At 38.1% G+C, this 15156-nt stretch carries 11 protein-coding genes, 1 rRNA gene and 1 pseudogene; 7 read left to right on the top strand and 6 right to left on the bottom strand.

The features are described from left to right. Positions 1-18: 18 nt before the first annotated feature. The 6 genes and pseudogenes from EU510_RS06065 to EU510_RS06045 all read right to left on the bottom strand — a co-directional run bounded on the left by EU510_RS06065 (position 19) and on the right by EU510_RS06045 (position 6688). Positions 19-2046, bottom strand: a complete 2028-nt coding sequence (locus EU510_RS06065) for a DUF262 domain-containing protein (protein ID WP_149592707.1) — start codon at positions 2044-2046, stop codon at positions 19-21. After that, a complete protein-coding gene (locus EU510_RS06060; RefSeq protein WP_149592706.1) occupies positions 2039-3478 on the bottom strand; it encodes a DUF262 domain-containing protein in 1440 nt (479 codons plus the stop codon). The genes EU510_RS06065 and EU510_RS06060 overlap by 8 nt, the downstream gene beginning before the upstream one ends. Positions 3479-3738: 260 nt before the next feature. Then, positions 3739-3948: a hypothetical protein gene (locus tag EU510_RS20025; protein WP_262501197.1), complete on the bottom strand. Its 210-nt coding sequence runs from the start codon at positions 3946-3948 to the stop codon at positions 3739-3741. Further along, positions 3912-5482 (bottom strand): annotated as a pseudogene (locus tag EU510_RS06055) (N-6 DNA methylase). The gene EU510_RS20025 and the pseudogene EU510_RS06055 overlap by 37 nt, the downstream one beginning before the upstream one ends. A gap of 97 nt (positions 5483-5579) precedes the next feature. Further along, positions 5580-5819: a transcription factor gene (locus EU510_RS06050; RefSeq protein WP_149592705.1), complete on the bottom strand. Its 240-nt coding sequence runs from the start codon at positions 5817-5819 to the stop codon at positions 5580-5582. A gap of 155 nt (positions 5820-5974) precedes the next feature. Beyond that, on the bottom strand, positions 5975-6688 hold the full coding sequence (locus tag EU510_RS06045; protein ID WP_149592704.1) for a hypothetical protein: 714 nt from the start codon (positions 6686-6688) through the stop codon (positions 5975-5977). 191 nt (positions 6689-6879) lie between these two features. Here EU510_RS06045 and EU510_RS06040 point away from each other — a divergent pair, with 191 nt between their 5' ends. The 7 genes from EU510_RS06040 to EU510_RS06010 all read left to right on the top strand — a co-directional run. Beyond that, entirely contained in the window at positions 6880-7854 is a 975-nt protein-coding gene (locus EU510_RS06040) for a helix-turn-helix transcriptional regulator (protein WP_149592703.1), read from the top strand. A gap of 73 nt (positions 7855-7927) precedes the next feature. Continuing rightward, positions 7928-9019, top strand: coding sequence for a cell division protein FtsZ (locus tag EU510_RS06035; RefSeq protein WP_149592702.1), 1092 nt, complete (start codon positions 7928-7930; stop codon positions 9017-9019). A 75-nt stretch (positions 9020-9094) separates the two neighbouring features. Then, complete coding sequence (locus EU510_RS06030) at positions 9095-9427, top strand: cyclic-phosphate processing receiver domain-containing protein (protein ID WP_149592701.1); 333 nt, start codon at positions 9095-9097, stop codon at positions 9425-9427. A 424-nt stretch (positions 9428-9851) separates the two neighbouring features. Then, the gene (locus tag EU510_RS06025) at positions 9852-10100 is read left to right on the top strand and encodes a YfhL family 4Fe-4S dicluster ferredoxin (protein ID WP_149592700.1); all 249 of its coding nucleotides are present in this window, start codon (positions 9852-9854) and stop codon (positions 10098-10100) included. 214 nt (positions 10101-10314) lie between these two features. After that, positions 10315-11019: a metallophosphoesterase gene (locus EU510_RS06020; protein WP_149592699.1), complete on the top strand. Its 705-nt coding sequence runs from the start codon at positions 10315-10317 to the stop codon at positions 11017-11019. A 169-nt stretch (positions 11020-11188) separates the two neighbouring features. Further along, on the top strand, positions 11189-14116 hold the full coding sequence (locus EU510_RS06015) for a TonB-dependent receptor (RefSeq protein WP_149592698.1): 2928 nt from the start codon (positions 11189-11191) through the stop codon (positions 14114-14116). A gap of 617 nt (positions 14117-14733) precedes the next feature. Further along, positions 14734-15156, top strand: a 16S ribosomal RNA gene (locus tag EU510_RS06010); the annotation flags it as partial.

Genomic DNA, 15156 nt, shown 5'->3' with positions numbered 1-15156 from the left:
TGACCAACATTACTCATACTACTTCCTTGTTTGCGCTTTCTTTTTTGTTTTTGTTGAACCACATAAAATAGACAGCATTTCTTGTCCATGCTTTATTATTTGGGGGTCTTCCCAGCTATCGTCTTGCTCCATTAGTTGTAGCATTTCATATAGCTTTAGGCTATCGATCTGATTTTTCTTTAATCCAGCGGTAAAATGATTAAGTTTTGTTTTAGGGGGGAAATTACTTAAACGTGAATTTTTACTATGACTTATTAAGCACAAATTACCGAACTCATGAAGTGAACCACCTTTAAGTGGTTCGAAGTCATTCATTGGATGTTGCGGATAAAAGTGCTCAACTGAGCTTCTAGATGTAAACTCGAACTCAGAAATAACAGCTGTTGAATTACGCTTTTTTCGCCAAAGCAAATAATCAAGATAGTTAAAAACAAAGTTATTCTCTATTTTCCCAAAACACAGCTTATCAATATTAATATCATTTGCGGTTAAATTTTTTGGATAGTCGTTTGATTTCGACTTATAAATCATTTCAAAGTACGCTTTACCCTCTTGGTGAGAGAGAAAACGGTCAAATATAAAGCGTTTAGCTACCCGTCTTAGGTGCTTCATGTAACCTTCAAAATCCACTTCTTCTGCGTTGTATAGATAGTGAAGAGCAGCATTGAGCCAATGCTTATAAACCAAAGTCGGAGTGGAAACATGAAAAGCCGACAGCAACATTAGGCATACTCGGTTTTCTCCCTTAAAGCCATCTTCATCATCTAGTTTATTACTGCCACCAAAAGTGTTTATATAGCTTTGGCTTTTTGTATTATAAAAATGCAGACGTTTTAAGCTCCATTTATCTTTACCGTCACTAAATTCACGTTTGATGATGAATTGGTCAAAAAGGTATTTGCACTTTAATAATGCATAAACGAAGTCTTTTACTGCTTTAACTTTATTGTTGCTGTCTTTTAAATATCTATCAAACTGTTCTAGTAAGCGCTTATCGTCTAATGCGATGTCTTGCTTTGTTAAAACTCGTAACACATGAAGTAAGAAGTTTGAAAAGTTAATCACGCTATTAAAGCGCTCAGGTGTAAGCGAAATATCTGTCCCTAAAGACGACGGTGGTGGCTTGGCTAACATGTCATTTAGCGAAAGAGAGGCGCTTTCAACTTTTCCGCTCTGTTTTGTTTTGGCTACGCTTTCAATACACGCAGCTAAATCAGCATAATTTATTGGCGTAAATTGCCCCCAGTCGTCTTTACCAAATATGCAGTGGCGCTCATCTGGGTTAAAACCATACTGAATGTAACGTTCCATATTAGCGGTAGCGTCCCAGACCTTACTTAATAATTCTTTATCATTGTCATCGGTTAGCACCGACATCAATCTTGCTTTAATCACTTCATGCTTTTCAAGCTGCTCACCACGATTATTCATTACCTCAAAGTAATGATTCAAATCGGTATCTTCTGGTACACAAACACGAGTAATTTCTACTTTATCGAATAAGTAAGAGCAAAAACCTTCTAGCTTAGCTCCAAGCGCTAATAAGCCCTTTTCAAGTAATGTATAACCATTAATTACATCTAAATTATAGTCACCTGTGCTTAGATTCTCTAAAGCAACGCCCTGAATCAAACTTGCAAAAGTGTCAGATGACTTCTGACGACTTTCAAAACTGAGATTTACTACGTCATACCAACCCATATCAAAGGTTTGATACTTAGTGACCATACGTTTAAGAGCAAAAGCCAATAAGGTAAGGGTCGTAAAGCGCTGCTGGCCATCTATGACTTCATAGCTGTCATCTTTGCGCTTAAACACCACCAATGTACCAATATAATAGGTTTGATTTGGTTTATTTTCCTGATAATCCAACACATCTTGTATTAATTGATTAATTTCACCTTCACCCCATGCATAGTTACGTTGATACATAGGGACTAAATATCGGTTAGTATCACTTAATAACTCTTTAACTTTGTAACTATATATCTGATTGTTCGCGTTGACTTTACTGCTTTGCACCTTGGGTGCTTGGACATTATTCATAGTACTTCATTTCCTTAAACAGATTAGCGATCTCGGTAAGCTTGGTTCCATTACATTCAGACTTTTTCAATGTTGGTAAGGGCCAATTTAATACATCACTTGGTTGTACTGCTTGTTTTATTCGCTCAAACACATTATGGGTGAGTGCATGTTTATTCATGCGCTCAATACCAACAACCTGCATTTTCAAGCGGCAGCTATAAGCCCAAATAAACAGCTTTTCTATAGCTTGCGATAGCTCATGTAGGCCAAACTTATCTAAATAAAAAATCACCGCGCAATCAAATAGATTACGTATATAGCCATCACCTGTTCGTGTACGTGAACTGTAGTTGTTTAGTGTGTGCAAAATTTCGCAAGCACGTGGTTCTAGTTCGTTATCTAATATGCGAATAAGCTGCTTAGGGTCGTTATTTTTGCTATTACGTTCATCGCTCACTATCTCAGCAATTTTTTGCTGATAATGACTCGTCATTTCAAAAAAGCGCCTACCGTTTATAATCATTTGATCAAGGTGGAAAGGAAAACGCATATGTTGATGATCAATATGGCGCTGATATTGCGCGTTATAGTCATCAACAAAGTGATGGGAAATGCGAAGTGGTTCTACATACGGGTAAAGTCCAATATGGTCAAGATTTACCCCTTTAAATAATCCCACTTGTGATTTGTTAAAATACAGTGCCGATTTCCCTTGTGCCCAGTTGCGAATACGAAATAAGTAGTTAGCAAACAATCGTGCTAGCTGTCCGCTCTCTAAGCTTTCCCAATGGCGTACAGAATCGGCTTTTAATTCGGTTTCAGCGTCTGAAAACTCACGTAAATGGAAGGCTTTTAACAAGTCGTGCGGATCTAAATCTCGGCCTCTAGCATTTTGTGAATCAAAAAACTGAAAGGCTTCAGATACATCATTAAGTACAAAAGTAACCACTTCACAGCGTTTCAATAAAAACTCAATGTCGGCCTCGGTAAAATCACTTCTTGCTACCGCGCGTTTAGCTGCCATAAAATTTTGATGTAAATTACGATGCGATATATCACTATTAAAGGTTTGACGTTGTAAAAAATTATTAATTGGTTGCTCAAGTGAGAGTAGCAATGTTTTTACATCTTGACGTTTAATTTGTGCATTGGAGTCATTTGTATTGAGCCGTTCATCTAGCAAGGCTTTCACCAAGAGCACAAGCGTGAGCGTACGTTGCTGCCCATCTACAATGTCGAGCGTTTCTTGTTTTTTTTCTGAATGTTGATGAAATACAATAGATCCAAGGCGGTAAGCTAATTTACCTCTATAAATTTTTAAATCACCGAGCAAATCAGCAAGGTTAGCTTGTGTCCATTTGTAAGGGCGTTGATAGTTGGGTATAGCTAAATTACTCTTTTTGAGTAAAGTGCTAACCGATATAATGTCCTTATTAAGTTTTCCTGTCATAGTTATTATTTCAACTTCACATTTTAGATTATTAAAACTCTTTATTTATAAAGTAATCAAGCAAATTGACTTAAATAAAGTTTATGAATTACAGCTTGTTATGTTTCTTTTGCTTTATAAAATCACTTAATTAATTGTCTAGTCAAGCAACGGTCAAGCAAATTAATACCAGTGTGGTACATAGCGCATTGCTTTGGTTCCTGCATCGGTATTATAAGGTTTAATTAAGCCCGCATGGACTGTATCCTTTATTATTCTGCTTACCATTGCGCTATTACATAAACATCATCTTGTAGAGTTTCAGCCCAGTAATCCATTAGTATTTGGTAAATATCGTATTTACTGAGTAGTTCGCTATTGGCGTAAGCGCTGAGTAAGTTTTCTGAAATATCGAAAATAAACTCTTTTGGATTATCACCGACTTTAATTTCTTTTAATTTAGCTTCTGGTATCCAATTTTTAAATGGCAATCAGCTGCGGCTAGCAAAGTCCTTAAATTCTTGATGCGCAAGAATGCTGCTTTAACTTGGCTGGCTTCAAGCATACAGAGACTGTAACCGCTTCGTTTAGGGTCAGGCGCTGGCTTGGATAAAGTTGCTCGAATACTTGGAAATACCTGCCTGTAATGCTCAAGGGTATCAATATCACGGTTAGGAATACCGCCTTGAAGGTGAGCGCTTAAATCGTGCAAATCTTCTGGCTCCGAAGAGTCGATATACCTAGGAATATTGAGGTTAAAGTCATTCTTAGCGATTTCGTCAATCGGTACTAATCGGCTAAAGCGTTCAAGCTGTAAACCTTTGTTAAATACATCAACAACTTTATGTATGTCTTGACTGCGCAGGCGGTTTTTGTTGCCATCTTTAATAAAGCCTTTGGAAGCATCAATCATAAAAATAGAGCGACCTTCAATAGTTGGTAGGTTTTCATCCTCTTCATTAAAATTAGTAACCGCTTTTTGCGCGTGTTCTTTGTCGAACACGATAATACAAGCAGGAATGCCCGTACCGTAAAACAGGTTAGCGGGTAAGTCAATAATGCCCTTGATGTAACCTTGCTTGATTAGGTTTTCACGTATAGTTGCTTCAACATTACCACGGAATAATACTCCGTGTGGTAATATTACTGCCCCCTTACCGGTACTTTTTAAGCTTTTAATAATGTGTAGTAAAAAGGTGTAGTCGCCGTTTTTTCTGGTGGTATGTCCCACGTAAAACGGTTATATAAATCGTTTTCTGGCGTTAAGCCGCTAGTCCAGTTTTTGTTTGAAAAAGGCGGATTAGCAACTACAAAATCAAATGTTTTAAGTTGGCCATCAGCGTCTTTCCAGTGTGGTTCTGAAAGCGTATTACCCTTGAAAATTTTAGCCGTTGTATTGTTGTGCAATATCATGTTCATACGAGCGAGTGCGCTAGTCGCGTTATCCATTTCTTGCCCGTAAATAGACAGCCCTCGGGGAGCTTCGTCACTGGCTTTTAATAATAACGAACCTGAGCCCGATGTAGGATCGTACGCGGTAGCATCTTGCGGGGTATCTTTTGTTATTCCCACTACTTTGGCTCATATTTGAGAAACCTCAGATGGCGTATAAAATTGGCCTTTTGATTTACCCGATTCAGTCGCAAAGTGACGTATTAAAAACTCATAAGCATCACCTAATAAGTCGTCGCCGCCAGCGCGGTTGGTTGATAAGTCCAATCCCTGAAATATACCTACCAATTTGGTTAGGCGGTCAATCATGTCTTTGCCTTTACCGAGCTTGTCTTCATCGTTAAAGTTGGCAACACCAATCACGCCCTTAAGGTCGTTTTCTTCAGCAAGGGCTGAAATGATTTTATTAATTTTATCGCCAATTTCTTTATCGCCTTTAGCGGCAATCATATCGTCGTAGCTTGCACCTTTTGGTACGACTATCATGCCGTAAGGGTCGCCTTTAAATTTGTCGCTTACGTACTTCATAAATAACATAGTCAGTACGTAGTCTTTATATTGGCTGGCATCCATACCACCACGTAGTTCGTCACAACTTGCCCAAAGAGATGGATAGAGTTCTGTTTTTTAATAGCCATTGGAGTTTCGTTTAATCCTTGTGAAAGCGTTATTAGAGCAAGTCGGTGCTTAAGCCTGCGGCTTTGAGTCGTTGAGTGAGGTTGCGCATTTTTGAAAATTCAGTGCCAAAACTGCCTTTTAACCCTACGCCTTGGCAAAACTCTTTAGCGGTTATGCTTTTTAGATTATCAGCGTATTTAATCATTTGTAGGTGCATTTCGACAGTAAACTGATTGCGTGGCGCGTTGTTTAACGCTGTTTTGATATTATCGAATATCACTTGCTCGTTCATAAGAGTGTACTTTGAGATGAGTATTTAGCTAATTTATATAAATTAGCTAAATAAGCAAGTGAAGATTGATGATTGTTTTTCTTTATGTGGTTAACTTATTGTAAAGAATAGATTTACTGTAATGTTGATTTGATAAATATTAAGCCTTATTACTATCAATCAAACCTTAGAGTGTTTGCCATTTCAAACACATCATCAGTAACATCTTTTGCTCTGTGTCCTTTTCCTTCTGGTTGGCAAACAAATTTAAGAGAGTCTCGAATTGATACTGCTTCTCCAGAGTAGTCATCGCCGATGATGAAATTATCTGCAAAAGGAGCAATGGCATTTGCAAATGCTGAATTGATTATATCTCGTGACTCAAAATCTCCGTTTTCTAATGAGATCATTGCACCAATTATTGCAGCATCTATCATAGTGCCTTCAAGCCAATTGCATGATGAAGCGTATCCCATGCACCACCTAAGGCCTGATTCTTGAATATACACTTCCATTTCAAGGGTTTTCTTTCCAATAAAACAAGAGCCGAACAAAAGTCCTGTTATGTTTTGTTGTTTCGATATATAAGACACTTCCCCAAGTATATGATCAACCTTTACATTCCCAATTTTATCTTCATACCCATGAGCAGCAATATAAATAATGGTATTTTTGAAGCCTTCACGGGTGATACAATCTAGTGCGTAATCAAAGCTTTTTTTATCGTAAAAGTTTGCATGAAAGACTTCTGTATCACCGGTATATTTTGCAATTCCTTGCATGAAAGGAACGACAGAGCTTCTGTTATTGTCTTTTTCATCTAATCCCCAAGGCGACTCTAAGACCAAAATTGCGTTTGTAGAGCTTCCTCTTCTTTTTATAATTCCCATATTATTTCCCTTTATAAATATTTAAAATCGACTCTGTAATGTACTTACAGTAACAAAAGTACTAGTAATTTCAATTTATATTAGAGGTTTGTTTGATATGTAATAATTTAATTAGATATTTGAATTAATTGATATTAATAACATATTATGAAAATTAGATAATTTTCTACTAGCTTATAAGACTAATAAATATGAAACCTTTACGATACCTAACTCTTTTAGAATATATACCTATCAGCCCTTTAAGTATTTCAGTCAAACAGCTACAAGAAAACTTATCACTACGAGGTGTTGAATTATCAACCCGTATGCTCCAACGTGACCTGCAATCACTTTACGATCAAGGTTGTTTTGGTCTTGAAAAAGATATGCGCAGTAAACCTTATGGTTGGTCTATTAACGCGCAGTGGCGAGGTGGCAACTCAAAAGTAATGAGCAGCGAAGTAGCGGAGCATTATTTATTGTTGGAGCAGTTACTACCGCAATCGATACCAAATGAGATTAAACAGTCCGTACATATTAAAGCTGAGCAGGCGCTTCAACGTTTTAATGGTCATGTGCCTGACTGGCTTTCAACACTGCCTAGGCCTTTATTAAAAATGAATATTGATGCTCAGTTAATTGCGCAACTTGAGCATGCGATTAAACATAAACGAGCAGTGAGTGCTGAGCTTTATAGGGTGCTTTATGATGAGGCGCATTGGCTAAAATTTGCTGAATTGAGTTTTTATAACTTAGTTGAGCAAGGCGGTGTGTTAATGGCGCAGTTTATGGTGGGGTCGCTTCACGATAAATGCTATCAAATGCCGGTTTACCGTATCCGTAATATACACATTTTGCAAAAAACACGACGAGAGCCAAGTGCTGAGCAGTTAAAGTCGTTACGCAGTGCGATTAATAAAGGAATGAAGCAAGAAGCGATTGAGTTAGTTGTCAAAGTGCCTAGCCACTCTGCGGTTAATCAAGGGTTTATTGAGCTTGGCGAGCTAACTGACAAGCAACAGATTGACGATAAAAACGTATTACTTACCTACCATACAATTGATACCGAGCAATTAACCGATGAGCTATTTAAATGTGCTCATTGGCTAGAGGTTATTAAACCTGAAAAGCTGCGGCAAAGAATCACTACAAAGCTTAAAGCGACCGCTAACATTTATAAATAATTCGAATTAGTTTAGGTGCGTCAAAAATTGACGCACCTTTTTGCTATGCTCCTTTAAAAGTTAAGGAGTGGTTATGTTTCAATTAATTCAGCAAAATGATGGTTTATCAATCGGTGTATTTGGCATTGGTGGGTGTGGCTGTAATACGCTTAACAGTATTTTTGAACAACGCGAGTCTGAACAGGCGCACTTGTACAGTGTTAATACCGACAAAGTGGTGCTTGAGCATACGCAAAGTGATGAAGCTGTACTAATAGGTGCAGAGCTCACTCATGGGTATGGTGCAGGAGCCGATCCTAAAGTTGGGCTGCAAGCAGCAGAGGAAAGTAAAGAGCAGCTTTTAACGCTTATTAATGGTTGCGATATCATACTGTGTGCAACAGGGTTGGGTGGTGGTACTGGAACTGGCGCTAGCCCTTACATTGCACAACTTGCTAGTGAGCAAGGTAAGCCCATTATATTTGTTGCTACATTGCCATTTAGTAGTGAAGGTGAGTTTAGAAGCAATATAGCGCAAACTGGCCTAAATGAACTTAAAGAGCATGCTAATGCTGTTATTACTCTCCCAAACGATCAACTTATTGAAGTGCTAGGCAACGATATTGGTTTATTTGATGCGTTTAAACACTCAAACCAAATACTCCACTCACTCATAAAATCGTTGATAGATATGCTTTGTTTTCAAGGTTTAATAAACGTCGATTTAAACGATTTTGCTAAAATTATGGATTGCCAAGGTGATGCTGTACTTGGGGTAGGCAAATGTAATGAAGAAAGCGAGCTAACTACTGCGCTTGATGGGGCACTCAATAACCCGTTGGTTAATCAAGTGGATATGTCGTCAAGTACGGGTGTAATAATACAAGTAAATTGCAAAGATGAAATCTCACTAGGTAGTTATAACCTCATTACCGATACAGTGCGCCAGCAGGTGAGCCCAAATGCGTTGGTTATTTGTGGTGTTTCAAAAATAGAAAGCTTAGCAACCAATTATGAGCTACTGGTTATTGCTACGGACGCGAGTTCTAAAATGGTTATTGATGACTTGGGTAAAGACAAAAAGCCTGAAGAAAAAAAATCGAATAAAGCTAAATCAGAATCAACTGATATTTTTGACATACCAGCATTTATACGTAATCAAGCTCCAGCACCATGTGGAAAATAACTATTATTATATAGCTTAAAGGGTTGTTAGTTATTGCTTTCAGAGTCTGAATACATTTTTCAGTGATAAAAATCTATGAACGTATATTTAGATGATGAAAGAGAAACACCAGCCGGTTGGTTAAGAGCCTATTGGCCTGATGAAGTGATTGAACTTTTGAAGACTGGTAAAGTAAAACTGCTCAGCCTTGACCATGATTTAGGAAATGATAATAAAGGCACTGGCTATGACGTTTTACTTTGGATTGAGCGAGCAGTGTTTATTGATGGCTTTGTACCACCAACAATAGCCGTTCACTCAGCTAATAGCTCAGCACGTATTAAAATGGAACGCGCAATTACACAAATTAATTTACTGGCTAGGCATCAATGCTTGATAACACTAAAAATGAGTCAAGTTCTAAAGTAGTCGTCACTAAGTCAAAAGCACCTGATATTTTGGATATTCCCGTTTTTAGAGGAATTAATCTGCACCACCTAGGAAAAGCGCTTTATAGGGTTTGCAAGCAAAGACAGCGGTATATAGTTATAGGTAAGCGCTGCCACAGGACGATTTATGTAAAAATTTATTAGCTTTGTTATCACCTTTACAAATAAAGGCCTTGCGGCGATTCTTATTGATTGAGATCAACAAAGCAACAGAGAAAAATAGGCATAATTCGTGGCTGCAATTTACACCTAAAAATAAAATGGTGTGTTACGAATGTGTGCTACGATTTAAAGAAAAATAAAGGTTTATTATTGAACTGGACTTGTATCAAAAGTAGTCAAAAAGCATTTAGTTTAACTCTATCTTTTTGTTTTATAATGATATTAATTGAAAAGGCTAAAAAGTGGCTCTACTCATAAATAGTAAATGCATTAACTGCGATATGTGCGACCCAGAATGCCCTAATGAGGCTATTTATATGGGCGCTAAAATATACCAAATAGATCCTCAAAAATGTACTGAATGTGTAGGTCATTACGATAAACCTACCTGTGTAAGTGTTTGCCCTATTGACTGTATAAAGCCCGATCCTAATAAGCGTGAAACCTTGGACGAACTAGCAGAAAAATTTGTGCGGTTAACCGGTAAATAGCTGGTCAGGTATTTTGCTAAGCCGCTTTTAATTTAGGCCAAAAACACTACTTACATTAATTATTTAGCTTGTAGCTAAAGTTCGCTGTGATGCATTTTTAGTTTCAATCAAATCTTATTACCTTCATTAATTATCAACTATATTGTGTTACCTTAAGGCTTTATAAACTCAAGTATTAATCTAAGTTTTAGATTGCATTCTATAGGAGTCTATTTTGGATATAGGTATTAACGCTATTCAGGCTGTATCTTCAAAACAAGCCATATTTATTAATGATGAGTGCCGAGTATTTGTAATTGGCGATCTTGATGGTGATTTACCGGCCTTAAAAAACGCACTTAATAAGGTAAATTTTAACCTTGAAAGAGATACTTTGTTTTGTCTGGGCGATTTTGTTGATCGCGGTGATAAAACATATGATTTATTTACATACTTACAAGCCATTAGGGCATGTATGATACTAGGTAATCATGAGCATTTAATGTTGGAATCATTATTAAGTGATGATAAAGCGGCTTTTAAATTATGGACTGATAATGGTGGCAATTGGCACAAGTCGGTATCAAGTGAAAAGCTCATTGTTATGTGCGATGAGTTACTAACTAAACCGCTTTCAATAGTACTTGAGTATCGTGGTTATAAAATTGGGTTGTCTCATACATTTGCACAATCGTGGGATTGGGAAAATTACCCTGATGATAAATCGCTAATTGTGCAATCTTTATTGTGGGATCGTGAAGTAGTTAAACAAAATAAGGTAGTTAAAAGTCATGGAGTCGACTTTTCAATACATGGACATAACTCAACTAAAGCGCCTTTTTGGGTTGGCAATAGTTATCATATTGATACAAATTATTATGGAGGGAAACCAACCCTTTTAGAGCTTAGTGAAGTTATTAAAAGTATATCTTTAAAATAATTAACAGTAATGGCTATTTAATAATCTATTTTTTATTTGCGTTAACAAACGATTAAGTTTGGCTATGTAAAATTAGCGCAAATTTGCCATTACGTAACATAATTACGTAAAAGGATTAACTATTTGCTTTAGCTTGTTTAAAGCAAGTTTAAATGGAACAGCCTCTCTCATGTTATCAACACGCCATTTTTCACTCCCTTTTTCAAAACTTTGTAAATCATCACTTTATTTATCTGTATTTTCAGCGCTTGGTTCAGGTTACGCCTATGCAGAGCAAGAAGCTCTAAATGCAATAAATAAAAAAGAGATGGAAGTAATAGAAGTGCGCGGAATACGTTCTAGCATGGCCGAAAATTTAGATGTTAAGCGTATGTCGGGATCTGTCGTAGACGCAATTACTGCTGAGGATATTGGTAAGTTCCCTGATAAAAATGTGGCTGACTCATTGCAACGTGTTCCAGGTGTGGTAATTGAGCGTGATGGCGGAGAAGGTTCATCTGTCAGTATTCGTGGATTATCATCAGAACTTACCTTTACACAGCTTAATGGTAATTTTATAGCATCTTCTCCAGGGGAGCCTTCGCGTTCGTTTGATTATGCTTTGTTACCGTCTTCAATGATTGAAAGCGTTGAGGTTTATAAATCGCCAGAGGCACGCTTAGATGAGGGGGGGGTTGGTGGCACTGTATTAATGCATAGCCGAAAACCTTTGAGTATGGATGCAAACTCAGGTGTATTTAATGTAGAGAGTACTTACGCTGATGTTACAAAAGAATACGAACCACAGTTTACAGGGTTATATTCATGGAAAAACGATGACGAAGACTTAGGTGTATTGGTAGGCTATACGTATCAGGAGCGAACAAACCGAACTCTTTCGGGCGGAACTGATGCAAATGTTTGGCGTTACACTGGTGGCGGCCAACCAACTGATGTTAATGGTAACGCAGTTGATAACAATAACGGTTGGGATACTATTAATGACGTAAATGGCAGCAGTTACGATGGCGTTTGGTTTCCACAAGTTGTGCGAGGCTCTGTTCTTAATGAAAAGCGTGAGCGTGAGGGGATTCAATTTAGTACACAGTGGCGACCAACAAATCGTTTAGAACTTGGATTTAATTACTTTGGCTTTACGCTCGGGCAAGACAGAACAGAATCTGTGATTGATATACCAGAGTGGTCTTTAAATCCTAATTTTTTAACTGATGTAAACATTGATGAGTCGGGCACTATTGTCACAGGTATGCAGTACGATGCAATGGCAAGCGGCGTCGAAAATGATATGCAGTTTCCGTGGATGCGCGGCAGTTATGTACGTGAAGAATCTACTTCAGATACTTTTGATTTTAATTTAACTTATGAAGGCGATAATTTTAAAGCGCGTTTTGTTGTGGGTAATACAAAATCAGAAGGAGGGCCAGAAGAAAGCTGGGAAGCCGCATATAAAAGTTCAAACGCCGGCGAAAACGCCACTGCTATACAAAATGCAGCTCAAACGGCTGGTTGGTCACTAGAGCAAGATAACGTATCACTTAATATTGATCCAAACACACTCGCCAACTTACAAAATGGAGTTGGAGGCGGTCGTGATGCGGGCTCTTCAAACTCAAGCTTTGTACGCAGCGAGCTTGAAGAAAACTACTATCAAGCCGATGTCGATTTTTATGTTGACTGGGGCTTTTTAAAAACCATTAGAACAGGCGCTAAATATCGCCATGCGACACTTCATAGAGAAACAGGTAATACGTTTTTTTTAGATCCTAATTTTGATATTGCTGCAGGTGAAGCGAGTGAGCAAGGAATAACGCAGTTCGATAGTTATCAATGGAATGATGGGATGCCGCTGGCACAAGGTGTATTTACCAATCAAACAAATATAATAGGTGGGTTTAGCATAAACCAAATGCCAAGTGTTGACTGGGACAAGTATCGTGATTTAGTGACAGCTAACTACAACCCTTATACGCGCATTGAAGATAACTTTGTTTACGATATAGAAGAAAAAATATCGGCTTTTTATATACAAGGTGATTTTGAATTTAGTGAAGTAAGAGGTAATTTGGGCGTGCGTGTTGTGCAAACAAAAACACTTACTTCATCTACTGATTTATATACCTACCAATTAGATCACACCAATGACGAAACAGGCGAGCCAGTAACAGGTGACGCTCGGTTTGTAGAAGACTATCAATTAGTCACTCAAAAAAACAAAGACACTCAAATATTACCAAGCTTTAATATAGCGTGGGATGCAACTGACGATTTAGTTATTCGTGGGGCAATAGCAAAAGTAATGTCTCGTCCTGATTACAGCGATTTAGGTGCGCAGCAGCGTATTACGTTTGTATCGGATGAATGGGCCGATGATAGAGCTGCATTTAATGAACAGCCAGGTTTTAGCGGCAGTGGCGGTAATAAAAACTTGAAGCCATTTGAATCAGTTCAAGCTGATTTATCTATTGAGTATTATTACGGCGAAGGTTCTGCTGTTGGATTGGCGCTTTTTCATAAAAAAGTAGATAACTTTGTCGTGCCATTGGTGATCGATGTAGAGCAAAGTTTTGTCGGTAAAAATAATATAGTAAATTCAGGTACTATTACTATAGCTCCGTACAGTACTGTAGGTAATGGTACCGATGCAGTATCTAAAGGCGCGGAGATATTTATTCAGCATGCGTTTGATAATGGTTTTGGTTTTTATGCAAACTACACCTATAACAAAACCAATAAAGCAGGTGTAACAGTAAATGGTGAAGCGTTTGGTCAGTCGGCATTAATAGGCAGTGCAAAGTATCAGTACAACACTTCTGTTTATTATGAAGGTGACGCTTTTAATGTGCGCGCTTCTTATAATAAAAGAGGCGAAACAGTACTTGGTTTAAATAGCGGATTAAATGTATACCAAGACCCTTACGAACAACTCGATGTAAATGCATCCGTAAATTTATACGATGGGCTTAGCTTTACCGCAGCGGTTATTAATTTAACTAAATCTGAATCAGTAACGCGTTTAGGAAATGACACTGATGCGCGATTACTCAATACTAGCTACTCAGGTCGTCGTTATTACGCTGGTTTTAACTATAGCTTTTAGATATATAGCTTAATAGCAGATCAACAGACATTACTACTTGATAGCGCAGGCTATAACAAACACTTTAAAAGGCATTAAATGTTAATAAAGTGCTCGTTATGTTGTTTTTTTAATATGTTTAGCTCAAATACTCAGCGAACAGTGTTTTATTTAAAGTTTTATAAATAAAACACTTGCGTAAAAATCTGTTCTCCCTATAATGCGACCCCACTGAGACGGCAGAGCGCAACGCATAGCGAGGCATAAGCTACTCAGGGTGTTAAGTAAAACTTAGATTGAATCTTTTTAGAAAGTTTAAATTTAAGTATTGACAAAAAAATAGGAAAGCGTAATATGCGCAGCCCTAGCGAGATAAAGTTTAACTATATCATCGCAACGTTCTTTAACAATATAAAGCAATCATCTGTGTGGGCACTCGTACAGATTGAGTTCTAACAGCCAAACTACTTACGTAGCGAGGCAAACAAATTAGAGTCTCAATTGAAAACTGAGTGACCAACAGAATAGTTATTTAGGTAATTATTCGGCACAGTCAATTCAATATCGAAAGATATTAAATAAATTCAGAATTCATTGAGCAGTTCTCATCTCTTAATTGAGTGGGAATGAAAACTTTTTAATTGAAGAGTTTGATCATGGCTCAGATTGAACGCTGGCGGCAGGCCTAACACATGCAAGTCGAGCGGTAACAGAAAGTAGCTTGCTACTTTGCTGACGAGCGGCGGACGGGTGAGTAATGCTTGGGAACATGCCTTGAGGTGGGGGACAACAGTTGGAAACGACTGCTAATACCGCATAATGTCTAGGGACCAAAGGGGGCTTCGGCTCTCGCCTTTAGATTGGCCCAAGTGGGATTAGCTAGTTGGTGAGGTAATGGCTCACCAAGGCGACGATCCCTAGCTGGTTTGAGAGGATGATCAGCCACACTGGGACTGAGACACGGCCCAGACTCCTACGGGAGGCAGCAGTGGGGAATATTGCACAATGGGCGCAAGCCTGATGCAGCCATGCCGCGTGTGTGAAGAAGGCCTTCGGGTTGT

Origin of the sequence: Pseudoalteromonas sp. FUC4, from assembly GCF_008370255.1 — a bacterium.
Classification (GTDB): domain Bacteria; phylum Pseudomonadota; class Gammaproteobacteria; order Enterobacterales; family Alteromonadaceae; genus Pseudoalteromonas.
The sequence above is the reverse complement of the archived record's forward strand: the minus strand, read 5'-3'. Positions and strand labels throughout refer to the sequence as shown.